Source organism: Cellulomonas sp. KRMCY2 (assembly GCF_000526515.1).
Lineage (GTDB): Bacteria > Actinomycetota > Actinomycetes > Actinomycetales > Cellulomonadaceae > Actinotalea.
The window spans coordinates 697,681-722,896 of record NZ_JAGF01000001.1; the positions used below are offsets into that span (position 1 = coordinate 697,681).

At 72.9% G+C, this 25,216-nt stretch carries 23 protein-coding genes; 6 read left to right on the top strand and 17 right to left on the bottom strand.

Annotated elements, in window-relative coordinates; translation table 11 throughout:
* Nucleotides 1–29: 29 nt before the first annotated feature.
* The 6 genes from mshA to K415_RS0103510 form a co-directional block, all read right to left on the bottom strand.
* A complete protein-coding gene (gene mshA, locus K415_RS0103485; RefSeq protein ID WP_024285718.1) occupies nt 30–1,283 on the bottom strand; it encodes a D-inositol-3-phosphate glycosyltransferase in 1,254 nt (417 codons plus the stop codon).
* 142 nt (nt 1,284–1,425) lie between these two features.
* Complete coding sequence (locus K415_RS0103490; RefSeq protein ID WP_024285719.1) at nt 1,426–2,556, bottom strand: lactonase family protein; 1,131 nt, start codon at nt 2,554–2,556, stop codon at nt 1,426–1,428.
* Nucleotides 2,557–2,749: 193 nt separating this feature from the next.
* Nucleotides 2,750–3,922 (bottom strand): multiple monosaccharide ABC transporter permease, encoded by a 1,173-nt coding sequence (mmsB, locus tag K415_RS0103495; protein ID WP_024285720.1) that lies wholly within the window; start codon nt 3,920–3,922, stop codon nt 2,750–2,752.
* Nucleotides 3,919–5,466, bottom strand: a complete 1,548-nt coding sequence (gene mmsA, locus K415_RS0103500) for a multiple monosaccharide ABC transporter ATP-binding protein (protein WP_024285721.1) — start codon at nt 5,464–5,466, stop codon at nt 3,919–3,921. Before mmsA ends, mmsB begins: the two co-directional genes overlap by 4 nt.
* A 128-nt stretch (nt 5,467–5,594) precedes the next feature.
* Nucleotides 5,595–6,755, bottom strand: a complete 1,161-nt coding sequence (gene chvE / locus K415_RS0103505; protein WP_024285722.1) for a multiple monosaccharide ABC transporter substrate-binding protein — start codon at nt 6,753–6,755, stop codon at nt 5,595–5,597.
* Between the two features lie 254 nt (nt 6,756–7,009).
* A complete protein-coding gene (locus K415_RS0103510) occupies nt 7,010–8,311 on the bottom strand; it encodes an ROK family transcriptional regulator (RefSeq protein ID WP_024285723.1) in 1,302 nt (433 codons plus the stop codon).
* A 123-nt stretch (nt 8,312–8,434) separates the two neighbouring features.
* Between K415_RS0103510 and xylA the strand changes: the two genes are divergently transcribed.
* Nucleotides 8,435–9,622 carry a xylose isomerase gene (gene xylA / locus K415_RS0103515; protein ID WP_024285724.1) on the top strand — a complete coding sequence of 396 codons (1,188 nt, stop codon included), beginning with the start codon at nt 8,435–8,437 and terminating at the stop codon, nt 9,620–9,622.
* Between the two features lie 119 nt (nt 9,623–9,741).
* Entirely contained in the window at nt 9,742–11,199 is a 1,458-nt protein-coding gene (gene xylB, locus K415_RS0103520) for a xylulokinase (RefSeq protein WP_024285725.1), read from the top strand.
* 113 nt (nt 11,200–11,312) lie between these two features.
* Here xylB and K415_RS0103525 read toward each other — a convergent pair whose 3' ends face one another.
* From K415_RS0103525 to nadC, 5 genes are all read right to left on the bottom strand, one after another.
* Nucleotides 11,313–12,491, bottom strand: a complete 1,179-nt coding sequence (locus K415_RS0103525; RefSeq protein ID WP_155859346.1) for an IS30 family transposase — start codon at nt 12,489–12,491, stop codon at nt 11,313–11,315.
* Between the two features lie 344 nt (nt 12,492–12,835).
* Nucleotides 12,836–13,165, bottom strand: coding sequence for an Lsr2 family protein (locus tag K415_RS0103530; RefSeq protein WP_024285727.1), 330 nt, complete (start codon nt 13,163–13,165; stop codon nt 12,836–12,838).
* A 95-nt stretch (nt 13,166–13,260) separates the two neighbouring features.
* Complete coding sequence (locus tag K415_RS0103535; protein WP_024285728.1) at nt 13,261–13,440, bottom strand: hypothetical protein; 180 nt, start codon at nt 13,438–13,440, stop codon at nt 13,261–13,263.
* Nucleotides 13,441–13,502: 62 nt separating this feature from the next.
* Nucleotides 13,503–15,026, bottom strand: a complete 1,524-nt coding sequence (lysS, locus tag K415_RS0103540) for a lysine--tRNA ligase (RefSeq protein ID WP_024285729.1) — start codon at nt 15,024–15,026, stop codon at nt 13,503–13,505.
* 27 nt (nt 15,027–15,053) lie between these two features.
* Nucleotides 15,054–15,974: a carboxylating nicotinate-nucleotide diphosphorylase gene (nadC, locus tag K415_RS0103545; protein WP_024285730.1), complete on the bottom strand. Its 921-nt coding sequence runs from the start codon at nt 15,972–15,974 to the stop codon at nt 15,054–15,056.
* Between the two features lie 63 nt (nt 15,975–16,037).
* Here nadC and K415_RS0103550 point away from each other — a divergent pair, with 63 nt between their 5' ends.
* The 4 genes from K415_RS0103550 to K415_RS0103565 all read left to right on the top strand — a co-directional run bounded on the left by K415_RS0103550 (nt 16,038) and on the right by K415_RS0103565 (nt 19,118).
* Entirely contained in the window at nt 16,038–16,403 is a 366-nt protein-coding gene (locus K415_RS0103550; protein ID WP_029663072.1) for a rhodanese-like domain-containing protein, read from the top strand.
* Nucleotides 16,404–16,432: 29 nt separating this feature from the next.
* On the top strand, nt 16,433–16,696 hold the full coding sequence (locus tag K415_RS0103555; RefSeq protein ID WP_024285732.1) for a metal-sensitive transcriptional regulator: 264 nt from the start codon (nt 16,433–16,435) through the stop codon (nt 16,694–16,696).
* A gap of 1 nt (nt 16,697) precedes the next feature.
* On the top strand, nt 16,698–17,324 hold the full coding sequence (locus tag K415_RS0103560) for a bifunctional 2-polyprenyl-6-hydroxyphenol methylase/3-demethylubiquinol 3-O-methyltransferase UbiG (RefSeq protein ID WP_024285733.1): 627 nt from the start codon (nt 16,698–16,700) through the stop codon (nt 17,322–17,324).
* 105 nt (nt 17,325–17,429) lie between these two features.
* Nucleotides 17,430–19,118, top strand: a complete 1,689-nt coding sequence (locus K415_RS0103565; protein ID WP_024285734.1) for an FAD-dependent oxidoreductase — start codon at nt 17,430–17,432, stop codon at nt 19,116–19,118.
* A gap of 17 nt (nt 19,119–19,135) precedes the next feature.
* Here K415_RS0103565 and K415_RS0103570 read toward each other — a convergent pair whose 3' ends face one another.
* Genes K415_RS0103570 through K415_RS0103595 form a run of 6 tightly spaced genes read right to left on the bottom strand, consistent with a single transcriptional unit; the run spans nt 19,136 to nt 25,205 of the window.
* The gene (locus K415_RS0103570) at nt 19,136–20,857 is read right to left on the bottom strand and encodes an L-aspartate oxidase (protein WP_024285735.1); all 1,722 of its coding nucleotides are present in this window, start codon (nt 20,855–20,857) and stop codon (nt 19,136–19,138) included.
* Nucleotides 20,854–21,288: an aspartate 1-decarboxylase gene (gene panD / locus K415_RS0103575; RefSeq protein ID WP_024285736.1), complete on the bottom strand. Its 435-nt coding sequence runs from the start codon at nt 21,286–21,288 to the stop codon at nt 20,854–20,856. Before panD ends, K415_RS0103570 begins: the two co-directional genes overlap by 4 nt.
* Nucleotides 21,285–22,172: a pantoate--beta-alanine ligase gene (gene panC / locus K415_RS0103580; RefSeq protein ID WP_024285737.1), complete on the bottom strand. Its 888-nt coding sequence runs from the start codon at nt 22,170–22,172 to the stop codon at nt 21,285–21,287. Before panC ends, panD begins: the two co-directional genes overlap by 4 nt.
* A complete protein-coding gene (locus K415_RS0103585) occupies nt 22,169–23,167 on the bottom strand; it encodes a Rossmann-like and DUF2520 domain-containing protein (RefSeq protein ID WP_024285738.1) in 999 nt (332 codons plus the stop codon). The genes panC and K415_RS0103585 overlap by 4 nt, the downstream gene beginning before the upstream one ends.
* Complete coding sequence (locus K415_RS0103590; protein ID WP_024285739.1) at nt 23,164–24,615, bottom strand: PH domain-containing protein; 1,452 nt, start codon at nt 24,613–24,615, stop codon at nt 23,164–23,166. The genes K415_RS0103585 and K415_RS0103590 overlap by 4 nt, the downstream gene beginning before the upstream one ends.
* Nucleotides 24,612–25,205, bottom strand: coding sequence for a PH domain-containing protein (locus tag K415_RS0103595; protein ID WP_024285740.1), 594 nt, complete (start codon nt 25,203–25,205; stop codon nt 24,612–24,614). The genes K415_RS0103590 and K415_RS0103595 overlap by 4 nt, the downstream gene beginning before the upstream one ends.
* Between the last annotated feature and the right edge of the window lie 11 nt (nt 25,206–25,216).

Consider the following 25,216-nt stretch of genomic DNA (forward strand, 5'->3'; position numbering starts at 1 on the left):
TGGGGTCGGTGCCGGGGTCAGTTCCGGTGTCAGTGCCGGCGTCGGTGCGTCGCGGCGACGTCGTAGACCTTGAGCACCTGGTCCGCTGCCGCCGCCCAGCTGAACCCCTCGGCGAACCGCCGGGCACCGCCGGCCAGGCGCAGCCGGAACGGCTCGTCGGTCAGCACCGAGAGCAGCCCGTCGGCCCAGTCCTGCGGCTCGTGGCCGGCGACCAGGACGCCGGAGTGACCCGGGGAGACCGCCCGGCGCAGCCCGCCCACGGCACTGGCCACGACCGGGGTCCCGGACGCCTGCGCCTCGAGCGCGACGAGCCCGAAGGACTCCGACCTCGAGGGCATCGCGACCACGTCGACAGCCCGGTACCACTGCGCCAGCTCGGCGCGCGGGACGGCCGGCCGGTACAGCACGTGCTGCCCGACGCCGCTGACCTCGGCGATCGCCTGGAGCTCGCGCAGCGCGGTCGGCCGCCCGCTCGGGCCGCCGAGGATGACCAGGAGCGGCACCGGCAGACCACGGGCGGCGATCTCGGCGAGCGCCCCGACCAGGACGTCGGGTCCCTTGAGCGGCTGGACGCGGCCCGCGAACAGGACGACGGCGCGGTCCGGCGGCAGCCCGAGGCCGGCTCGCGCCGCGGCACGGGCCGCCGGGTCCGGTGGGGAGAACAGGCCCAGGTCGACGCCCGGTGCCACGACGTGCACGCGCGCCGGGTCGGCGTCGTACAGCGAGATGAGGTCGCAACGCTCCTCCGCCGTGCTGGCGACCATGGCGTCCGCCTCGGCGACGACCTGCTCCTCGCCGATCACCCGGCCCATCGGCTCGGGCGCGTCGCCGGGGGCGAGGGCCGCGTTCTTGACCTTCGCCATGGTGTGCATGGTGTGCACGAGCGGGACGTCCCAGCGGTCTGCGGTCAGCCAGCCGACCTGCCCCGAGAGCCAGTAGTGCGAGTGCACGACGTCGTACCAGCCCGTCGCACGCGCCGCCTCGGTCCGCAGGACCCCGGCCGTGAAGGCGCACAGCTGACCGGGCAGGTCGTTCTTGTCGAGGCCCTCGTAGGGTCCGGCCGGGATGTGCCGCACGAGCACGCCGTCCGAGACCTCGACCACGTCGGCCTGGGAGGACGCCGTCGCGCGCGTGAAGATCTCGACCTGGGCGCCGCGGTCGGCAAGCCCTTGGGCGAGCTCGGTGACGTAGACGTTCAGCCCGCCGGCGTCACCGGTCCCCGGCTGGTCCAGCGGCGAGGTGTGCACCGAGAGCATGGCGATGCGCAGGGTGTCGTCGGCCATCAGCGCTCCTCTCCTCGGCCGACCATTATCCGTCGGCCCGGCCGATGGTGCGCTCGGGGTCCATGGTCGGCCGCCGGTCGGCCGGTCGGGCCGGGTCTGGCCGGGCCGGGTCGGCCGCCGGTCGGACCCTGTCGGGCGTCGCTCAGCCCTGCACGACGCAGGCCGGGAACGGGACGCGCAGGCCCGGGCCCACCGCGCTGCCGGCCGCGCCGAGCACTGTCACGACCCCGGACTCCTGCGCCGCGACGACGGTCAGGGCGCCGGGGCCGTCGGCACGGCCGGGGCCGCCGTCGACGACCGCGAAGTGCCGCGGCCACGCGCCACCGACCGGGACGTCACCCAGGTGCTCGAGCCGGGCGCCGCCGTCGTGCACCGCGAACCGGGCGAGCACGTCCGCACCGCGGACGCTGACCAGGACGTGACGGTCGTGCACGACGATGTGCGCCGGGTAGACGACGTCACCCGAGACCCGCGGGCTCCGGCAGGCCGGGAGCACCTGCACCTGACGGGCGGTGCCGGTCCCCGGGTCCCAGGCCAGGACGTGCACCGTCACGCTCAGCTCCCCCACGGCGTAGAGGTGACCGCCGGGGCCGACCGCGAGGTGTCGTGGCCCGGTGCCCGGCGCGAACCTGAACCCGACGCCCTCGTCGACGAGCAGACCGTCGGCGAGCACCCCGAACAGGCGCAGCTCGTCGCTGCCGAGGTCGGCGACCAGGAGGTGCGCCCCGTCGGGGGTGAGGATCGAGGAGTGCGCGTGCGGTCCGTCCTGGCGGCGGGCAACCGGACCGCTGCCCCGGCCGGGAAGCACCTGCACGGGGCCGCCGGCTGCGAGGACGTCGGCGCCGAAGCCGCCGTCCGGCGCCAGCGTCAGCACGCCGACCGACCCGTCGCCGTAGTTGGTCACGTACAGCGCCCGCCCGGCCGGGTCGAGGAGCAGGTGGCACGGTGCGTCGCCGCCGCCGGCGACGCGCTGCCGCAGCGCGAGGGCGCCGTCCGGCCCGACGGCGAAGCACGAGACGGTGCCCGGTGTCGTCTCCCCCACGGCGTAGAGGGTCGCGCCGTCGGCGCTCAGAGCGAGGAACGACGGCGCCGCGCAGGCCGCAGCCAGGACCCCGCTCAGGGTGCCGGTCGCCGGGTCGAGGTCGAGGCGCCAGATGCCCTCGCCGCGGTCGGCGGCTCCGTCGGGTCCGTCCGGCGGGTAGGTGCCGAGCCACAGCCGGGTCCGGTCTGCCGGCTGACTGCTCGGGGGCACGGCTCCCGGTGCGACGCTCACGGCAGGCGACTCTACGGGAGACGCCGGCACCCGAAGCCCGTGTCCGAGCGGTGGTCCGGTTCAGCGGGTGCCGGCGTCGAGCAACACTCACGCGGTGCGCAGCGATTTGTTGCTGCGATGAACATATTCGTTCACCTGCGCTGCGTCCACCGCGTGTCCCCCATGACTCACCCTCTCGGGTGACTCATGAAGCTCATTGGGTACCGGCCCGCCGCTTGTTGACCAGGTCGAAGGCGACCGCGAGCAGGAGAACCAGGCCCTTGATCGCCTGCTGCCAGGCAGCATCCACCGCCATGATCGACAGGCCCATGTTCAGCACACCCATGATGAGCGCGCCGACGATCGCCCCGGAGACCCGCCCGATGCCGCCCGTGACGGCGGTGCCGCCGATGAAGCACGCGGCGATCGCGTCGAGCTCGTAGTTCTGACCCGCGGCCGCCACCGCGGCACCGGCCTTGGACGTGGTCACCAGCGCCGCCACCCCGGCGAGCATGCCGATGTTGACGAAGATCCAGAAGTTCACCCGCCGCGTGTTGACCCCGGAGAGGATCGCCGCGTGCAGGTTGCCACCCATCGCGTACACGTGCCGACCGAAGACCGTCCGGCCCATCAGGAAGCTGTAGGCGACGATGAGCACCCCCACGATCACCAGGACGATCGGCGACCCGCCACGGCTGCCGGCCAGGATCCAGGCCAGCCCGCCGATCAGCGCGGCCGAGACGACGATCTTGCCGATGTACGCCCCGACCGGGTCCCGCCGCAGGTCGTTCTGGGTCAGTGAGCGTCGCGCCCGTATGCGACTGACGACCAGGGCCGCGATGGTCACGGCGCCGATCAGCAGCGTCACCATGTCGTGGTTGGCCAGATAGCCGAGCTTGTTCGGCAGGTAGCCGTTCGAGATGGCGACGAACGGAGCAGGCAGGCCGGCCACCGTCTGGCCGACGATCACGATCGCCAGGCCGCGGAAGATGAGCATGCCGCCGAGGGTCACGATGAAGGCCGGTATGCCGACGTAGGCCACCCAGAAGCCCTGCCACGCCCCGACGACCGCGCCCAGAGCCAGGCCGATGAGGATCGCGACGAGCCAGGGCAGGCCCGCGTCCTTCATGGACAGGGCCACCACGCCACCGACGAACGCGACCACCGAGCCGACCGACAGGTCGATGTGACCGGCCACGATGACGATGACCATGCCGATCGCCAGGATCATCACGTAGGCGTTCTGCTGGACCAGGCTCGCCACGTTGTTGGACAGCAGCAGCTTGCCGTCGGTCAGGACCTGGAAGAGCAGGACGATCATGACGAGGGCGAAGATGATCCCGTACTGGCGGACGTCGCCGCCCAGCCGCTCCTTCAGAGTGCTCATCGTGATGCTTCCCTCTCCATGGTCATGTAGCGCATGAGCGACTCCTGGGTGGCGTCGGCGCGGGCGACCTCGCCCGTCACCCGCCCTTGGCTCAGTGCGTAGATCCGGTCGCACAGCCCGAGCAGCTCCGGCAGCTCGGACGAGATGACGATCACTGCCTTCCCGGACTCGGCGAGGCGGTTGATGATCGTGTAGATCTCGAACTTGGCGCCGACGTCGATGCCCCGGGTGGGCTCGTCGAGGATGAGCACGTCCGGATCGGCGAAGATCCACTTGCTCAGGACGACCTTCTGCTGGTTGCCCCCGGACAGGTTGCCCACCACGACGTCGACGGACGGCGCCTTGATGTTCAGATCCGTCCGGAAGCGCCCGGCGATCTTCGTCTCCCCGTTCGCGTCCATGACCCCCCAGCGGGAGACCTTGCCCAGGGCGGACGCCGTGATGTTCCGCTTGATGTCGTTGATGAGGTTGAGCCCGAACCGCTTGCGGTCCTCGGTCGTGTAGGCGATCCCGGCCCGGATGGCGTCGCGCACGCTGTGCAGGTGCACCTCGACCCCGTCCTTGAGGACCCGCCCCGAGATGTTGCTCCCGTACGAGCGGCCGAACACGCTCATCGCCAGCTCGGTGCGCCCGGCACCCATCAGCCCGGCCAGGCCGACGACCTCGCCGCGGCGCACGTGCAGGTTGGCCTCGTGCACGACGACGCGCTCGTGCTGGACGGGGTGGTGCACCGTCCAGTTCTCGATCCGCAGCGCCTCCTCGCCGATCGTCGCGTCGCGGTCGGGGAAGCGGTGGTCGAGCGAGCGTCCGACCATCCCGCGGATCAGCCGTTCCTCGGTGACCTTCTCGGTACCACGCATGTCGAGCGTCTCGATGGTCTGGCCGTCCCGCAGCACCGTCGTCGAGTCCGCGATCGCCGCGAGCTCGTTGAGCTTGTGACTGATGATGATCGCCGTGATGCCCTGGTCGCGCAGGGTGCGGATCAGGTCGAGCAGGTGCGCGCTGTCCTCGTCGTTGAGGGCGGCGGTGGGCTCGTCCAGGATGAGGAGCTTGACCTCCTTGGACAGGGCCTTGGCGATCTCGACGAGCTGCTGCTTGCCGACGCCGATGTCGATGATCTTGGTGTCCGGTCGCTCGGACAGGCCGACGCGGGCGAGCAGCGCGGCCGCGTCGACGTTGGTCTTGGTCCAGTCGATGACGCCGCGGGTCTGCCGCTCGTTGCCGAGGAAGATGTTCTCGGCGATCGAGAGGTAGGGGCTCAGGGCGAGCTCCTGATGGATGATCACGATCCCGTGCTTCTCGCTGTCCCGGATCGTCCGGAAGGCGCACGGCTCACCCTCGAAGAGGATGTCGCCGGTGTACGTCCCGTGCGGGTAGATCCCCGAGAGCACGTTCATCAGGGTCGACTTGCCGGCCCCGTTCTCGCCGCAGATCGCGTGCACGGCGCCGCGCTCGACGCGCAGGGTGACGTCCTGGAGCGCCATCACCCCGGGGAAGGTCTTGGTGATGCCTCGCATCTCGAGGATCGGGCTCTCGCTCGACATGTCTGCTCACAGTCCTGTGGGTGGGATGGTTCGGCCGGCCGGGCGACGGCTGCGCCCCGCGTCCGGCGGACGGCCTGCTCGGCGGCTGGGGGGCTCGCCGAGCAGGCCGGGTACCGCGTCAGGCCGGCTCAGAGGTCGAGGTCGCCCTCGGCGTAGAAGCCGGAGTCGATGAGGTCGACCACGATCGTGTCGGGCGTGACCACCTTCGGCGGGATCAGGTAGGTCGGGACGACCTTGATGCCGTTGTCGTAGGTCTCCTCGTCGTTGACCTCGACCGGCTCGCCCTTGACGATCTGGTCCACCATCGTCGCGACCTGGGCAGCCAGGGTGCGGGTGTCCTTCCACACGGTCATCGACTGCTTGCCCGCGATCATGTTGTTGACGTTGGCCTGGTCGCCGTCCTGACCGGTCAGCAGCGGCCAGTCCTCGCCGACGACGTAGCCCGAGCCCTCGAGCGCCTGGGCGATGCCCAGCGCGAGCGAGTCGTTCGGCGAGAGCACGACGTCGACCTTCGCCTCACCGCTGTAGAAGGAGTTGAGACGGTTCTGCATCTCCGACTGGGCGGTCTCTGACGTCCAGCCCTGGATGCCGATGCTCGCCCAGTCCTCGTTGCTGGCCGGGGACTTGCCCGACGGCACGACGAGCTGGCCGGACTCGACGTACGGCAGCAGGATGTCCCAGGCGCCGCTGAAGAAGAACTTGGCGTTGTTGTCGTCCGGGGAGCCCGCGAACGGCTCGAGGTTGAACGGGCCCGCGCCGTCGGCGAGGCCGAGCTGCTCCTCGATGAACGTGCCCTGGAGCTGTCCGACCTCGTAGTTGTCGAAGGTCGCGTAGTAGTCGACGTCCTCGGTGCCGTTGATCAGACGGTCGTAGGCGATGACCTTGATGTCCTTGCTCGCCGCGTCGGCGAGCACCGGGCCGAGCGCCGTGCCGTCGATCGATGCCACGACCAGGATGTCGACGTCCTGGTTGATCATGTTCTGCAGCTGCGTGATCTGCTGGTCGACCTTGTTGTCCGCGTACTGCAGCGTCGTCTCGTAACCGGCTTCCTGGAGCAGGCCCTCGAGGTGCGAGCCGTCCCGGTTCCACCGCTCGAGGCTCTTGGTCGGCATCGCGATGCCGATCAGGCCACCCGCGGCGACCTCCTCCGGCGCCGCCGTCTCCCCGGCGTCGACAGTCGGTTCCGCCATCGGCTCCTCGGTCCGCTCGGAGCTGCAGGCCCCGAGCCCGCCGAGCAGGACCGCTGCACCGGCAAACGCAGCTACCACCTTCATTGTCCGCAACGACATCGTTGTCCCCTTCACAGTCCGGTTCGCGGCCGGTCAGTCCGGCCCGCACCCACGTACCTGCATCGGCCGCCGTGCACCGGGTCCCACGAGCCGGCAGACCGGCGGCGTCGACGGTCAGGCGTTTGTTGGTTCATTGAACATATTGATCAGACAGATCGCAGCGCAAGGGTTCGAACCGCCCGGAAGGTCACGATGTGGTCACGGCACGGTGATCGTGGCCCAGCGGTCACGGCACGGTGGTGACAGCCGGGTCGTCACGGCCGGGTGACGACGCCGGTCCATCCCGCAGGGTCCTCGACGAGGGTCTCGAGAACCTCGAGCGCGGCGCCGGTCATGGCCGGGTACCGCCCCGCGAGCGAGACGCTGAGCTCGACGCTGGCCCAGGGCGCCGTGATCACCCTGCGCTGCAGCTGCTCGAGCACCGGACCACGCAGCGCCCCGGCGAGCTCGGCATAGATCCCGCCGAGGACCACGTGCTCCACGTCCACGACGTTGACCACGTTGGCCAACGTGACCCCGAGCGCGGCACCGGCCCTGACCAGGGCGGACCGCGCTCGGACGTCACCGGCGTCGGCGGCCGCGACGAGGCGGCGGACCGGCGTCGTGCGCGGCAGGCCCGCGTGGTCGAGGATCGCGTCCTGGCCCGCGTAGGACTCCAGGGTGCCGCCCTCGGCGAAGGAGCCGCTGGTGCCCAGGACGGTGTGCCCGATCTCTCCGCTCCAGCCGTGCCGGCCGGCGAAGATCTGCCCGTCCAGGACGATCGCCCCACCGACGCCCACCTCGCCGGAGACGTACACGAAGCTCGACGGGCCGGTCCGGCGCCGGACGTGCGCCTCCGCCCGCGCGGCCAGGTTGGCCTCGTTCGCCAGGCGCGGCGGCAGGCCGGCGAGCACGGGATGGGCCGTGAGCAGGCCCACGACGTCGACGTCGCGCCAGCCGAGGTTGGGGGCGATCCGCAGCGGGCCCGTCACGCTGTCGACCAGCCCGGGCAGGGCCAGGGCCGTGCCGGCGAGCAGCACACCGTCCGCGGAGAGCAGCGCGACGACGGCGCCGGCGAGCGCGGCGATGCGATCGAGGACGGAGCCCGGGTCGCTGCCGCGGAAGTCGCCGAGCTCGACCCGCTCGCTGAGCACCTGGCCGGACAGGTCGATCGCCCGCACGCCGAGGTAGTCGACGTTGACCTCCATGCCCACCGCGGCGACGGTGCCCCGCGCGGGGACGAGGGGGACGGCCGGTCGGCCGGCTCGCTGGGCCGCGACCGGTTCGAGCTCGGTGACCAGACCGGCCCCGACGAGGTGGTCGACGAGCGCCGAGACGGTCGCCCTGGTCAGACCCGTCGCGATGGCGATGTCCGCGCGCGAGATCGGACCCGGCGCGTCCAGCACGTGACGCAGGGCCAGTCCGAGGTTGTGGTGGCGCAGGTTCTCCTGGCGGGCGGCCCGATCCCCGCTGCGCGGCCCGACCCGGCCGCTGTCACGACCCGCGGTGCGGACCCTCGGCCCGGACGGCCGGACCGCCCATGAGGCGCCCTCGTCGGCAGGCTCCCGGTCGCTCATGCCTTGACCCTACCCGCGTCGTGGCATAAGTTCATCCATACAACAAATGACCTCAGCCGCGCAGTCCGGCCCCGGGCCGCGCTGCGCGCAGGTGCACGCCGCTCTCACCGAGGAGATCCCGTCATGGTCCGCAAGCCCACCCCGCAGGACAAGTTCTCGTTCGGTCTGTGGACCGTCGGCTGGAACGCCCAGGACCAGTTCGGGGCGGCGAGCCGCCCCTGGCTCGACCCGGTCGAGTCCGTGCACCGCCTCGCCGAGCTCGGCGCATCCTTCGTGACCTTCCACGACGACGACGTCGTCCCGTCCGGCTCCGACGCCGCGACCCGCGACCGCATCCTCGGCGGGTTCAAGGCCGCGCTCGACGAGACCGGGATCAAGGTCGAGATGGTCACGACCAACACGTTCTCGCACCCCATCTTCAAGGACGGCGCCTTCACGTCCAACGACCGCCGGGTGCGTCGCTACGGGCTGCGCAAGGTCATCCGGAACGTCGACCTGGCCGCTGAGCTCGGCGCGCAGACCTTCGTCATGTGGGGCGGGCGCGAGGGCGCCGAGTACGACTCGGCCAAGGACCTCAAGGCAGCCCACGACAGGTACCGCGAGGGCATCGACACGGTCGCGGGCTACATCAAGGACAAGGGCTACGACCTGCGGATCGCCATCGAGCCCAAGCCGAACGAGCCGCGCGGCGACATCCTGCTCCCGACGGTCGGCCACGCGCTCGCCTTCATCGCCCAGCTCGAGCACGGCGACATCGTCGGCCTCAACCCGGAGACCGGCCACGAGCAGATGGCCGGCCTGAACTACACCGGCGGCATCGCCCAGGCGCTGTGGGCCGAGAAGCTGTTCCACATCGACCTCAACGGACAGAAGTCCATCAAGTACGACCAGGACCTCGTGTTCGGCCACGGTGACCTGTTCTCCGCCTTCGGCACCGTCGACCTGCTGGTCAACGGCTTCCCGAGCGGCGGCCCGCGGTACGACGGCCCGGTGCACTTCGACTACAAGCCGTCGCGCACCGAGGACTTCGAGGGCGTGTGGGCCTCAGCCGCGGCGAACATGTCGACGTACATCCTGCTCGCCGAGCGCGCGAAGGCGTTCCGCGCCGACCCCGAGGTGCAGGCAGCCCTCGAGGCGTCCGGCGTCTACGAGCTGGCGACGCCGACCCTCGGCGAGGGCGAGACGCTCACCGACCTGCTCGCCGACCCGTCGGCCTACGAGGAGCTCGACATCGAGGCGGTCGCCCAGCGAGGCTTCCACTTCGTGCGGCTCAACCAGCTCGCGCTCGAGCACGCCCTGGGCGCCCGCTGACCCAGGTCGACCGCCCGCCCCGCCCGGCTCGCCCCGGGCGGGGCGAACCACGGTGAGCACGCGGACAGCACGCACAGCACGCACAGGCACGTCGTGAGCACGGCAGACAAGGAGAAGCGATGACACTGGTCGCAGGGGTGGACTCCTCCACCCAGTCCTGCAAGGTCGTCATCCGCGATGCCGCGACGGGTGCGCTGGTCCGCTCAGGGCGGGCCGCGCACCCGGACGGCACCGAGGTCGCGCCCCGGCACTGGTGGGACGCGCTGCAGACGGCCATCGCCGACGCCGGCGGGCTCGACGACGTCGCAGCCCTCGCTGTCGGTGGTCAGCAGCACGGCATGGTGACCCTCGACGCTGCCGGCGAGATCGTGCGGGACGCCCTGCTGTGGAACGACACCCGCTCGGCCGACGCCGCCAGGGCCCTGGTCGCCGAGCTCGGCGACGGTGACGTGGCGGCGGGTGCGGCGGCCTGGGCCCGCGCGATCGGCTCCGTGCCGGTCGCCTCGCTCACGGTCACCAAGCTGCGCTGGCTGCGCGACGCCGAGCCCGCCGCTGCGGCCCGGGTGGCGGCCGTGTGCCTGCCGCACGACTGGCTGACCTGGCGCCTGGCCGGCTACGGCCCCGGCCGGGGCGGCCTCGACCGGCTGACGACCGACCGGTCCGACGTCTCGGGCACCGGCTACTGGTCGCCGGAGACCGAGGACTACCGCCTCGACCTGCTCCGGATGGCACTGGGGCGCGAGGTCGCGCTCCCCCGCGTCCTCGGCCCGGCCGACATCGCGCACACGGTCGAGCGACCCGGGGGCACGCCCCTGCTGCTGGGCCCGGGCGCGGGCGACAACGCGGCTGCCGCCCTCGGCCTCGGCATGCGGACCGGTGACGTCGCGATCTCGATCGGCACCTCGGGTGTCGTCTCGGCCATCTCCGCGGCACCGACGGCCGACGCGTCAGGCCTGGTCACCGGCTTCGCCGACGCGACCGGTGCCTTCCTGCCGCTGGCCTGCACCCTGAACGCGTCGCGCGTCCTGGACGCCGCCGCCCGCATGCTCGGCGTCGACCATGCCGGCCTTTCGGAGCTCGCGCTGGCCGCACCGGCGGGCGCGGACGGACTGGTGCTCGTGCCCTATCTCGAGGGTGAGCGGACCCCCAACAAGCCCGATGCCACCGGTGCGCTGCACGGGCTCCGGCTGGCCAACACCACCCCCGCCCACCTGGCACGGGCCGCTGTCGAGGGCATGCTCTGCGCCCTGGCCGACGGCCTCGACGCGCTGCGGGCCCAGGGGGTCCCGGTCGAGCGGGTCCAGCTCATCGGCGGCGGCGCGCAGTCCGAGGCGGTCCGCCGGATCGCGCCGGTGGTCCTGGGTCTGGACGTGAGCGTCCCCGAGCCGGGCGAGTACGTGGCGGACGGCGCCGCGCGCCAGGCGGCCTGGGTGCTCGCCCGCAGCACCGGCGACGGCGAGACGCCGCCGGCATGGGCGGCATCCTCGACCCGGACCTACTCCGCCGCGGCGGCTCCCGCGGTGCGCGAGCAGTACGCAGCGGTCCGCGAGCTCACCGGGACCCGGCCGCCGGCCTGAGACGTACGGGACCGGGCCGCCCGCCTGAGCCTCCTGACCCGACCCGACCACCGCACGACGAAGGGCCCTGCACCTGGGCGGGTTCCAGGGGTCGCTGCAACACCGCTGGTTGGTTAGGCGGACAGTAGTTCACCGAGGCGCTCGGCTGGGTTCTTCCAGCCGAGCGTCTTGCGTGGGCGGCCGTTGAGCTCCTGGGCGACGTGCTCGAGGTCCTCGGGCCCGAAGACCGACAGGTCGGTGCCTTTGGGGAAGTACTGGCGCAGCAGGCCGTTGGTGTTCTCGTTCGAGCCGCGCTGCCAGGGGCTGGCCGGGTCGCAGAAGTAGACCTGGATGTCGGTGGCTAGGGAGAACGAGCGGTGGGCGGCCATCTCGGCACCCTGGTCCCAGGTCAGCGAACCGCGCAGGTGCGCGGGCAGGGTCGCCATGGTCGTGACCAGCCCGTCGCGGACCTGCTCGGCGGTGCGCCCATGGGGCAGGTGGACCAGCATCACGTAGCGGGTGGTCCGCTCGACCAGGGTCCCGATCGCCGAGCCGCCGTCCGCGCCGATGATCAGGTCACCTTCCCAGTGCCCAGGGACCGCCCGGTCGGCGACCTCGGACGGGCGCTCGGAGATCATGACCATCGGGTCAACGAACCGGCTGGTGCGCGTGTTCGGGTCACGTCGGGGGCGCCGACGCGCCCGCCCGGTGCGCAGCGCGGCCGCGACCTCGCGGCGCAACCCGCCGCGGGCCTGCAGGTAGAGCGCCTGGTAGATCGTTTCGTGACTCACGCGCATCTCGAGATCGTCAGGGAAGTCGGTCACCAGAGCGTGGCAGATCTGCTCCGGTGACCACCGCAACGCGAGCTTGCCGCGCAGGTAGGCGCGCAACGGCCCGTCAACGGTCAACTTGGCGGTCTTGGGGCGGGGTCGACGAGCCGCCGCAGCCCGGTGCGCAGCGAACGGCGCATAGCGTCCATCAGCGCAGGCGTTGCGGCGGATCTCCCGGCTGACGGTCGAGGGCGCCCGACCCAGCCGGGCCGCGACCGCCCGCACCGACAGCCCCGATCGACGCAGGTCCGCGATCTGCTCACGCTCGCTCAGCGACACGAACCGAGCGTCGAGCACCCGCTCGACGTGTACGAGGTTCAGCGGCGTCGCAACATCGATGATCGTGGTCACGCCCCGTGCATAGTCGACCAACCGACCATCGGGATACAGGCGTCGACCATTGCTCTTGCGCACCCCGCGGTCCCAGTCCCTCGCGGTGCGCCCGCTCACCCCGACGATCTCGGACGCACGACCACGCGACACGCCCTCTGCTCGCAGCCTGTCGTACTCCGCCCGACCCGGGTGCGGCGCCCGGCCCGGGCGAGCCGGCACAACCGAACGTCGCCCCGCCGCCCGCGCCCAGCCGAACGCCGTGTTCGGGTTCACCCCGACCGCACGCGCGGCCAACGTCACCGAACCCACACGATCCAGCTCGACGAAGAACAGATCCCGCAGATGCCCAGAAACGACCACGGTCGCTGCAACTCCTCAGATCGAGGTGTTGCACCGACCGCGTGAACCCGCCCAGGTGCAGGGCCCTTCGTCGTGAGCGTGCTGTCGTGAGCGTGCTCTGGTGCGCGCGTCGGACCGCGCGCGGGTGCTGCGCGTCAGCGAGCGTCGAACGCAGCCTTGACCTCGGCCGGGATGCGACCGCGCTCGTTGACCGTGAAGCCGTTCGCCCGGGCCCACTCGCGGATCGTCGCGCTCTGGCCGCCGGCGGCACGAGCCGTGCCGGTGCCGCGACGGACCGTCCGGGTGCGGCCGCCGACGCGACGGGCGTGTCCCACCCAGGCCGCAAAGGCCTCACGCAGCTGCGCGGCATTCGCTGTGCTGAGATCGATCTCGTACGAGACGCCGTCGACGGCGAACGTGATCGTCTCGTCGGCCTTGCCACCATCAAGATCATCCACCAGGACGACCTGGACCTTCTGAGCCATTGCATTCTTCTTTCAGCCGGAGAGCCGGGGCTGGACAAGGCACAAGAGTACAGCCGGATTCGGCCCGGTGCGCACCGCAATGCGATTCCTGGGGATTACGGGGATTCCGTGGACGTCGCCGGACCGGCGCGTACCGAATCCTGCGCATCGAGCCGCGCAAGGGCAATGCGCTCGCGCCGGTCCGCCTGGATGATCGATCGCAGGGCGAGCCAGAACAGCAGCCCGACGCCGACGGACGGCACGAGGGCGGCCAGGGCCTGGACGAGAGGATGCACAGCCCGATCCTACGTCCGCCGCCCGGGTGCTCCGTGGCGCCGGACGACGGACGTCGCACGGCTCAGGAGAGCGGCTTGACCAGCGGGAAGAGAATGGTCTCGCGAATACCGAGGCCGGTGAGCGCCATGAGCAGCCGGTCGATGCCCATTCCCATGCCACCGGCCGGCGGCATGGCGTGCTCCATCGCCACGAGAAAGTCCTCGTCCACATGCATGGCCTCGTCGTCGCCGGCCGCAATGAGCGCGGCCTGTGCCTCGAACCGCTGCCGCTGGATCACCGGGTCGACGAGCTCCGAATAGGCGGTGCCGAGCTCGAGGCCCCGGATGTAGAGGTCCCACTTCTCGACCACGCCGGGAACCGTGCGGTGGTCGCGGGTCAGCGGGCTCGTGTCGACCGGGAAGTCCCGCACGAATGTCGGGGCGACCAGGTGGTCACCGACGTGGTGCTCCCACAGCTCCTCGACGAGCTTGCCGTGGTTCTGCTTCTTCGCGTCGACCGTGAGGTCGAACCGCTCGACGAGCGCCATGAGCCGCTCGAACGGCGTCTGCGGGGTGATCTCCTCGCCGAGCGCCTCGGAGAGCGACCCGTACAGGCTGAGCGAGGTCCACTGCCCGCCCACGTCGTACCGGGAGCCGTCCACCAGGGTCACCGTGGTCGAGCCGAGCGCCTCGACAGCGGCGGTCTGCACGAGATCCTGGGTCAGGGCCGCCATGGTGTCGTAGTCGCCGTAGGCCTCATAGGCCTCGAGCGTCGCGAACTCCGGTGAGTGCGTGGAGTCGACCCCCTCGTTGCGGAAGCTCCGGTTGATCTCGAAGACCCGCTCGACACCGCCGACCACCGCCCGCTTGAGGAACAGCTCCGGCGCGATCCGCAGGTACAGCTCGAGGTCGAAGGCGTTCATGTGGGTCGTGAAGGGGCGCGCCGTCGCACCGCCGTGCTGGGTCTGCAGCATCGGCGTCTCGACCTCGAGGTAGCCGCGCCGGTGGAAGTTGTCCCGCAACGAGCGCACGACGGCGGCCCGCAGCCGCACCGCGTCCCGGGCCGCCGGGCGCACGATCAGGTCGACGTACCGCTGGCGGACACGCGCCTCCTCGGAGAGCTCGCTGCCCTCGAAGATGTTCGGCAGCGGTCGCAGGGCCTTGGCTGCCATCCGCCACTCGTCGGCGAGCACGCTCAGCTCGCCGCGGCGCGAGCTGATCACGGTGCCGTGCGCGAAGAGGTGGTCGCCCAGGTCGACGTCGGCCTTGAAGCTGCTCAGCGACTCCTCGCCGACCGCCGCCAGGCTGAGCATCACCTGGAGCCGGTGGCCCTCGCCGTCCTGCAGGGTCACGAAGCAGAGCTTGCCGGTGTTGCGCAGGTGGATGACCCGGCCGGCGATCCCGACCACGACCTCGGTCTCCTGCCCGGCGACCAGATCGGCGTGGTCGGCGCGGACCTGGGCGATCGCATGCGTCACCGGAACCCCGACGGGGTAGGCCCCGCGGCCGTCGGCGATCAGCCGGTCGCGCTTCTCCCGGCGGACCCGGATCTGCTCGGGCAGGTCATCGGTCACCTGGTCAGCGGCGGGGGTCTGCGGGGAGCTCACCGCGCGATCCTACCGAGGCCGTGCGGGTCAGCCGCGCTCGACGAGGTCGAGGGCGAGGTCGAGCACCGGCGAGGAGTGCGTCAGCGCTCCGACCGACAGGTAGTCCACCCCGGTGGCCGCCACCTCCGCGGCCCGCTCGAGGGTCAGGTTGCCGGTCGCCTCGAGCTCGACCCTGCCGCTGACCGGCTCCCGGGCCCGCACCGCGCGCACCACCTCGCGCAGCACCGTCGGGGCCATGTTGTCCAGGAGCAGGAAGCGCGCGCCGGCGTCGACCGCCTCGAGCGCCTGCTCCGCGGTGTCCGCCTCGACCTGGATCGGGACCTCCGGGAAGCGGCTCATGACCGCGTGCACGGCCGCCGTCACCGAGCCCGCGGCAACCACGTGGTTGTCCTTGACCATCGCGACGTCGTACAGACCCATCCGCTTGTTGGTCCCGCCGCCGCAGCGGACCGCGTACTTCTCCAGGTCCCGCAGACCGGGGGTCGTCTTGCGGGTGTCGAGCACCGTCGCACCGGTGCCGGCCAGGGCATCGGCCCAGCGACGGGTGTGCGTGGCGACCCCCGAGGCGCGACCGGTCAGGTTGAGCAGGGTCCGTTCGGCCATCAGGATGACCTGAAGCGGGCCGGCGAGCACCGCGAGCACCTGGCCCCGCGTCACTGCTGCCCCGTCGGTCACGCGCTGCTCGATCGCCACGTGCCCGAGTCCGGTGCGCTCGGCGACCTGGTCGAGGACCTCGCCGACCACGACGAGCCCGGCCACCACGCCGTCCTGCCGCGCGACCAGGTCGGCCCGTCCGGTGGCGTCGACCGGGATCGTGGCCTGCGTGGTGACGTCCCGCCCCGGTGCGCGGCCCAGGTCCTCGTCGAGCGCTGTCGCCACGACGCGCCGGACGGCGTCCCGGTCAGGTCCGGTGACAGTGGCCGGCAAGGGCAGAGCTGAGGCGTCCATCTGCCCAACGGTAGTCGGAGTGATACCCCCTGGGGTATCCTGAGGGTCGACGAGAGGACCACCATGCCCACCGCTTCGCTCCGCGCCGTGATCGACCGCCTCCTGCACCGCGATCCGGACGCCCTGCCCAAGTCGGTGCGCGTCGACCGCGCGCTGAGCCTGCTCGAGGGCGGCGCCGTGCTGGTCGACGTCCGGGAGCCCGCCGAGTGGCGCACCGGTCACGCCCGCCGCGCGAAGCACATCCCCCTCGGCCGCCTCGAGAACGAGGCCCGGCGCCTGCCCAAGGACGCGACGGTCGTGGTCATGTGCGCCTCGGGCATGCGGTCACGTGGCGCCGCCGCGCAGCTGCGTGCGCAGGGATTCCGTGCCACCAGCCTGTCCGGTGGGCTAGCCTCATGGCGATCGGCCGGCGGGGACGTGACCCGATGAGCACGCCGACGGACGGCAGGAGGCCCGCCATGCAGCTCGACCCCCAGGAGATGACGGCCGTCATCAACCGGCTGCGGCGCGCCCAGGGACAGATCGGCGGCGTGCTCAAGATGCTCGAGGCAGGTGCCGACTGCGCCGACGTCGTGACCCAGCTCTCCGCCGCGTCCAAGGCGCTCGACCGGGCCGGCTTCGCGATCATCGCCACCGGCCTCGAGCAGTGCATCACGCAGGGCGAGGACGCGGCCGGGATCGACCGCGCGAAGCTGCAGAAGCTCTTCCTGTCCCTGGCCTGAGATGGCGTCCGACGCCCGTGAGTGGGACGCGCGCTACGCCGGGTCGGACCCGTGGGGCAGCGAGCCGAACCGCTGGATCCGTGAGCACACCGAGAGCCTGACACCTGGCCGCGCGCTCGACGTCGCGGCGGGTGACGGCCGGCACGCCCTGTGGCTGGCCGCCCGCGGCTGGCAGGTCGACGCGGTCGACTTCTCGGCCGTCGCCGTCGAGCACGGACGCGAGGCGGGCACCCGGCTGCCCGCCGGCAGCGGGGCGGTCGACTGGCACGTCGCCGACGCCACGACGTTCGAGCCACGACCGGGCGGTGCCGACCTGGTGGTCGTCGCCTACCTCCAGCTCCCCACGCCGCAGCTGGCGCGTGCGCTGACCCTGTCGGCGACGGCCCTGGCACCGGGCGGCACGTTCGTGCTCGTCGGGCACGACCGGACCAACCTGCACGACGGCGTCGGCGGCCCCCGGGACCCCGACGTGCTCACCGACCTGGCGGCGGTCGAGGCGGTCCTGGTCCGGTCCGGCCTCGAGGTGCGGCTCGCCGAGGTCGCACGACGACCCGTCGACGGCTCCGCGCGCCCGGCGCTCGACGCGGTCGTCGTGGCCCGGCGGGGACCTTCGTCCGGCCTGGAATAGATACCCCCGGGGGTATCATTCCGACGACGGACGGGTGCCGACGGAGTCGCCCCACACGGACCGGGTCCAGCTCGGATACGGTCACAACCTGTGAGGAACGCATCCATGAAGATCGTCATCGTCGGCGGGGTCGCCGGCGGGATGAGCGCCGCGGCCCGCGCGCGCCGTCTCGCCGAGGACGCGCAGATCGTCGTCCTCGAGCGCGGCGAGTTCGTCTCGTTCGCCAACTGCGGCCTGCCGTACCACCTCGGCGAGGAGATCACGGACCGCTCGGCGCTCCTCGTGCAGACCCCCGAGTCGCTCGCCGCGGCCCTCGCCCTCGACGTGCGGACGGGCCACGAGGTGACGTCGATCGATCGCGTGGCCCGCACGGTGACCGTCCGCTCGGCCGGCGGGACCGAGGTCATCTCCTACGACGCCCTCGTCCTGGCCCCCGGCGCGACGGCGATCCGGCCGCCGATCACGGGCCTCGACCTGCCCCAGGTGCACACCCTGCGGACGATCCCTGACGTCGACGCGCTCCGCGCACTGGTGACGGACGGGGCCCGTCGAGCCGTCGTGCTCGGCGCCGGCTTCATCGGTCTCGAGGCCGCCGAGGCGCTGCGCCTGCGTGGCCTGGCGGTCGACCTCGTCGACCTCGCCCCGCACGTCCTGCCGCCGCTGGACGCCGAGCTCGCCCAGCTGCTCGACGACGAGCTGGTCGCCGCCGGTGTCCGGACCTACGTCGGCGTGGCCGCCACGACCATCGAGCCGACACCAGGTGTGGGGCACGCCGTCGAGGTGACCCTCTCCGACGGCACCCGCCTGCCGGGCGACATCGTCGTGCTCTCCGTCGGGGTGCGCCCCGACAGCCACCTGGCCACCACCGCCGGGCTCGACCTCGGCCCGGGCGGCTCGATCATGGTGGACGGCACGCAGCAGACCTCCGACCCGCACATCTGGGCCGTCGGGGACGCGACAGCCGTCCGCCAGGCCGTGACCGGGGCCGTCGCCCCGGTCCCCCTGGCGGGACCGGCCAACCGGCAGGGCCGCCGTGCCGCCGACGCGATCCTGGGCCACCTCGACACCGGCTCCCCCCGCGCAGCCCGGCCCGTGCTCGGCACGGCGGTCGTCCGGGTCTTCGGCCTGACGGCAGCCGTCACCGGAGCGAGCCGGCGCACGCTCCAGCAGGCCGGCATCGAGCACCACACCGTGCACCTGCACCCCGGCCACCACGCGGGCTACTTCCCCGGTGCCGAACAGCTGCACCTGACCGTCTCCTTCTCCCCCGACGGCCGGCTGCTGGGCGCCCAGGCGGTGGGTTGCGCCGGTGCCGACAAGCGCATCGACGTGCTCGCGACCGCCCTGTCCGCCGGGCTCACCATGGACGACGTCGCCGAGCTCGAGCTCGCCTACGCCCCGCCGTACGGATCGGCCAAGGACCCGGTCAACATGGCCGGGTTCATCGCCCAGAACGTCCTGGACGGCACCCTGCGCCTGTGGCACGCCGAGGACGTCGAGAAGGTCCTGGACACCTGTCTTGTGCTCGACGTGCGCTCGGCGTCCGAGTACGCGCGCGGTCACCTCCCGGGTGCGCTCAACGTCCCGCACACCGAGCTGCGTGCCCGGCTCGACGAGGTTCGTGCCGCCGCCGGCGACCGGCCCGTCCGGGTGCACTGCGCGAGCGGGTTCCGCTCCTACCTGGCGCACCGGGTGCTCGACCAGGCCGGCCTGGACTCGGCCCACCTGTCGGGCGGCATGCTCACGCTCGCCGCGGCCCGTCGGGACATCGTCCTGGCGACCGGGCGCGCCTAGGTCACCGGCCGCGCGGCCTACGCCACCGGCGTCGTCGGCCGGCTCCCCGGACGGCTCGCGCCGACCGGTGTGCGTTCCGGCTCGAGCCGGCCGTCGGGGTCGAGCCGGACCACCAGACGCTCGCGCCAGGCCTCGTCCTGCTCGGGGAAGTCCTCGCGGAAGTGCCCACCGCGGCTCTCGGCGCGCAGCTGCGCGACGGCCGTGAGCAGGGTCGCCACCTGGTGCAGGTTCGTGGTCTCCCACTCCGCGGCCTGCGGGGCGGCCACGACGCCCGGCACCAGGTGGGCGCGCGTCGACACGGCTGCCAGCGCGACCGCGGCATCGGCGAGCCCGTCCGCGTTGCGGATCACACCCGGGCCTCGCTGGGCGATCCGCTGCAGCCGGGTGCGCACCGCGGCGGCGACCAGGGCCTGCTCGCCGGGCCGCTCGACGGGGTCCCGGTGCGGCAGGGCGCCGGCTGCGACCCGCGCCGCCAGGTCGTCGGCCGCGAGGTGCGCGAAGACGAGACCCTCGAGCAACGAGTTCGAGGCCAGCCGGTTGGCGCCGTGCACACCCGTGCAGGCGACCTCGCCGATCGCGTAGAGACCATCGACGCTCGCCCGGCCGGCCAGGTCGGTGACCACGCCCCCCGAGTGGTAGTGCTGCGCGGGCGCGACCGGCACCAGGTCGGTCGTCAGGTCGATCCCCTCGCCCATCAGCCGCTCGTGGATCGTCGGGAAGCGGCGACGCAGGAAGGCCGCGTCCAGGTGACGCGCGTCCAGGTACACGTGGTCCGAGCCGGTCGCGGCCATCCGGCGGACGATCGCGTGCGCGACCACGTCCCGCGGCGCGAGCTCGGCCAGCGGGTGCACGTCGGGCATGAACCGCACGCCGTCGGTGTCCAGCAGCATGGCGCCCTCGCCGCGCACCGCCTCCGACACCAGCGGCAGCTGGCCCTTGACCCCGGAACCGAGCCACAGCACCGTCGGGTGGAACTGCACGAACTCCACGTCCCCGACGTCGGCACCTGCCCGCAGCGCGGCGGCGAGCCCGTCGCCGGTCGCCTGCGCCGGGTTGGTCGACGACTGGTACACCTGCCCGATGCCGCCGGTGGCGAGCACGACCGCCCGGCCGAGCGCAGCGCCGACCCCGTCCCGCGAGCCCTCGCCGATCACGTGCAGGGTCACGCCGCAGACCGGTCCCGGGCGTCCGTCCGGCCCGGGGGCCGCGGTCAGCAGGTCGAGCACGAGGGCGTGCTCGATGACCTCGATACCGGGGTCGGCGCGCACCGCCTCGAGCTGCGCGACCAGGGCGCGGGAGATCTCCGCACCGGTGGCGTCCCCGCCGGCGTGCGCGACCCGGTCCGCGCCGTGGCCGCCCTCGCGGGTCAGCGACAGCCGGCCGTCCGGGTCGGTGTCGAACCGGGCGCCGTGCGCCACCAGCTCGCGGACCCGTCCCGGGCCCTGCGTGACCAGGACCTGGACCGCGGCCGGGTCGCACAGACCCGCCCCGGCGGTCAGCGTGTCCGCGAGGTGGGCACCCGGGGAGTCCTGCGGGTCGAGCGCTGCCGCGATCCCGCCCTGGGCCCAGACGGTCGAGCCGGAGGCGAGCACCCCCTTGGTCACGAGCAGGACCCGTGGGACACGGCTGCGCAGCTGCAGGGCGGCGGTCAGCCCAGCGATGCCCGAGCCGACGACCACGACGTCCGCCTGCACGGTCCAGCCCGGCACCGGTGCCGCCAGGCGCGGCGCGAGCCTCATCGGGCCGTCGCCCAGCCGATGGCAGCGGTGCGCAGGCCGTCCGGCGCCGCACCGGGGTCCTCGATCGTCCTGGTGATCCGGTTGGCCCCGTCGACGTGCACGACCCTGGGGCGGTACGTCCTGGCGTCCGCGTCGGGCAGCAGGCCGTAGGCGATCACGATCACGACGTCACCCGCGTGCACGAGGTGGGCCGCCGCACCGTTGACGCACACGACGCCCGAACCCGCCTCGCCGGCGATCGCGTAGGTCGTCAGTCGGGCCCCGTTGGTCACGTCCACGACGTCCACCTGCTGCCCGGGCAGCAGGTCGGCCGCTGCCAGCAGCTCCTGGTCGATCGTGATCGACCCGACGTAGTCGAGGTCCGCGGCGGTCACCGTCGCCCGGTGGATCTTGCCGACCATCATCGGACGAAGCCAGCTGCTCGTGCTCATCGGTCCTCCTCGGGAGCCGGTCCGCGAAGATCCAGCACCACGTTGTCGATCAACCGCGTCGCACCGAGCCGCGCGGCCACTGCCAGGACAGCCGGGCCCTGGTGGTCGTCGGCGACCTCGTCCGCCGTCGAGGCGTCGACCAGCGCGAGGTAGTCCACCACGACCGCCGGCTCGGCCGCCAGGACGTCCATCGCCGCGGAGCGGATCCGGGGGGCTGCGAGCCCGGCACCGGCGGCCGCCCGCCCTGCCGCCAGTGCTCTGCTCAACGCGCGCGCGGCAGCGCGTTGTTCCGGGTCGAGATAGGCGTTGCGCGACGAGAGCGCGACACCGTCGTGGTCACGGACGGTCGGCACGGCGACGATCTCGACGTCGAGGTCGAGGTCGTGGACCATCTGCCGCACGGCCATCAGCTGCTGGGCGTCCTTCTGCCCGAACAGCGCGACGTCGGGGTGCACCAGGTGCAGGAGCTTGAGCACGACCGTCAGGACGCCGTCGAAGTGGCCGGGTCGGACGGCACCCTCGAGCCGCTCGCCCAGGACGCCGGCGCTGACCCGGACCACCGGCGGACCGCCCGGGTACACCTCGCCGACCTCGGGCGCGAAGACGATGTCGGCGCCGGCAGCGGCGAGCAGGTCCACGTCGCGCCCGAGGTCGCGCGGGTACCGGTCGAGGTCCTCACCCGCACCGAACTGCAGCGGGTTCACGAAGATCGTGACGACCACCTGGTCCGCGTGGTCCCGGGCGGTCCGGACGAGCGCCAGGTGGCCCTCGTGCAGCGCGCCCATGGTCATCACGACAGCGCGACGAACCGTCGTGGTGCCGTGCGGTCCGAGCGCGGCGGCCAGCTCGACCCGCGTGCGCAGCACCTGGGGGCCGGCCGTCATCGCGACTCCTCGCCGAGAGCCGGACCGGCACCGGGACCGTCACGCCGGCCGGTGGCGGGGCGCGCGGCATCGAGCACGTCGAGCAGGTCCTGGGCCTGGGCCGCGCTGATCCGGCCACCGGCCAGCGCGCGCGTCGTCGCGGCCCGGGACAGGACCCGGTAGGACTCCGGCAGGTCGACGGTCCCGGCGTCACGCGCGGCGAGCCGGGCCAGCTCGGCCAGGTGCGTCGCGACCGTCCCGGCGTCCCCGCGGACCACCGGCCCGGTCAACCCGGCGACACCGCTCGCACCCGCTGGGGAGCCCGCCGACGAGGCCCTGCTCACCGCACCGTCGAGAGCAGCCGAGAGCAGCGGCCCGAGCACCTTGTCCGGGCTCGGCACACCGGCGGCGGCGAGCGCCTGCGCGGCCTGGGCGACGAGCACGACCAGGTGGTTCGCGCCATGGGCCAGCGCCGCGTGGTAGAGCGGACGGGCAGCCTCCTCGACGACGACCGGCTCGCCACCGATCTCGACGACCAGCGCCTGACCGATCGGCAGCACCGGCGTCGGACCGGTCACCGCGAACGAGCAGCCGACCAGCCGCGCGACGTCCATGGAGGTGCCGGTGAAGGTCATCGCCGGGTGGATCGCCAACGGGATCGCCCCGGCGGCCCGCGCCGGGGCCAGGACGTCGGTGCCGAAGGCCCCGGCGGTGTGCACGACGATCTGCCCGGCGTGCCAGGCGCCGATCTGCGCGAGGCCCGCCACCAGGTCCGCGAGCGCGTCGTCCGGCACCGTCAGGAGCACGAGCTCCGCGCGCTCGACGACCTGCTCGACCTCGAGCGCCGGGACGCCCGGCAGCATCGTGGCGATGCGCTCGCGGCTCTGCTCGGAGATCCCGCTCGCACCGACGACCGCGTGGCCGGCCGCCCGGAGCGCGCTGCCGAGCGCCGCGCCGACCCGGCCGGCGCCGACCACCCCGACCCCGAGCCGCCCCGGCTGTGCCGGACCGCTCACGAGGACGCTGCCTGGCTGCCGGTCGCGACCCGGCCCGGTCCGGTACGGAGCTCCTGCATCCACCGCTCGGGCCCGGCGCTCGCGCGGGCGGTCCGGGCCCGTGCCGCCTGCTCGCCGAGGAGGGCTCCCGCGGCCGCCGCGTCCAGGTGGACCACCGTCGGCCTGACGGGTCCCGGGGTCGAGTGCAGCACGACGGACGCCAGGCCGAGGCGGCGCTGCAGCGGGCCCTGCCGCAGACCGATGGACTGGGTGCGCTCGTGCGGGACGACGACCAGCTCACGCAGGAAGCGGCCACGACGCACCAGGAGCGCCCGGCCGGTCAGGGCATAGCCGTTGCGTCGCCAGGCCAGCGGGTCCAGCCAGCGTGCCCGCCGTGGGCTCGTCACGAAGCTGCCGGAGTCGCCGGCGCCGGACAGGGCGTCGTCGAGCAGGGCGCGCGGGTCGGCCGAGCCGAGGTCGGGCAGGACGAGCCACAGGGCCAGGAGCGCCTCGTCGCGGTCCCCCACCGGCAGCAGGACGCTCTCGGTCTGCTGCTGGTCGGCCTGACCGTAGCCTGCGACGTTGATCTGGACACGCCACCAGTCCTTGCCACGCCACAGCACCGCCTGGCTGATCCGGACGGCCTGCACCCGACCGGGCGGAAGGGTCTGCGAGCGGGCCTCGAGCAGGCCGTGACGGAGCCGGATGCCGTCCGGGGACTGCGCGGCGCGGAAGCCGAACTCCCCGGCGAACCGCTGCCAGAGGTACCCGCCGGCCCCCAGGACGGCCGGCAGCAGGCCGAAGACCGCCCCGAACTCGCGCGACACGACGACGACCACCACGACGGCGACCAGCCCGAGGAGCAGGACGACGACAGTGACCGAGCGCACCAGCGAGCCGATCAGCCGGCCCGGGCTCACCGAGATGAGCTCGCGCTCGGGAGCGACCGGGGCCTCGGGCTGCTCCTGCGTGCCGAACTCCACACCTGCGGCGCGGGCGAGCAGCTCGTTGCGCAGCCGCTGCGCAGCGTCCTCCTTGAGGTAGGAGAGCCGTACTGCGGAGTCGGTGCCGCCGGCCACCTCGATCTTCAGCTCGGCCAGGCCGAGGATCCGGGCCAGCAGGGGCTGGACGAGGTCGATCGCCTGCACACGGTCGAGACGCGCGGTGCGCTGCTGACGGAACAGCACACCGGTCTGCAGGTACACCGCCTCGGCGTCGATCGCGTAGCGCGTCATCCGCCAGGCGATCGCGGCGTACGCGAAGCCGATGACCAGGGCGGCGGCCGCCACCGCGACCACCGGACCCCAGCCGACCTTCCCGACCATGTCCTGGGCGCTGCTCAGGGAGGTCCCGACCTGCTGCGCCGCGATCGCGAGCAGCACGGCGAGCACCTTCCAGCCCTTGACCGCCGGGGTGACCGGGTGGACCCGGTTCCAGCGCAGACCGGTGTCCACGACCCCGGTGCTCACAACCCCGCCAGCTGGGCCTCGCCGCGCGCCGCGAGGCGGTCCCGCAGCCTGGCGGCCTCGGTCGGCACGAGCCCGGGGATGGCGGCATCGGTGCCCGGCGATGCGGTGTGCAGCTGGACGCGGGCTATCCCGCCCCACCGGTCGAGCGGACCTGCCCCGACGTCGACGAACTGCATCCGCCCGTAGGGCACGACGACGAGCGAGCGCATCATGACGCCCTTGCGGATGAGCAGGTCGTCGTCACGCTCCGCATAGCCGATGGCCCGGACCTGCCGCGGGATGACGATCGCGACCCACACGCCGAACGCCGCGACGACGGCCGGGATCACCCAGAGCCCGGCCTCGCCGCTGAGCACAGCGGCGACCACGCCACCGGCGAGCGGGGGCAGGAGCCAGAGGCCGACGGAGATCAGCCGCACCGTCGTCAACCTCGGCGAGACCGGCTGCCAGCGCACACCGGCCGGGTCGAACGGGCCGGCGGCCGTCACGGCTGCGGCAGAGGGGCCGGCGCCTGCCAGGTCGGGTCGGGGCAGGTCGGGTCGGGACAGGTCTGCGCCGGGCGGGGTGGCGGACGGGCTGAGCTCACTCATGGCGCCCATCC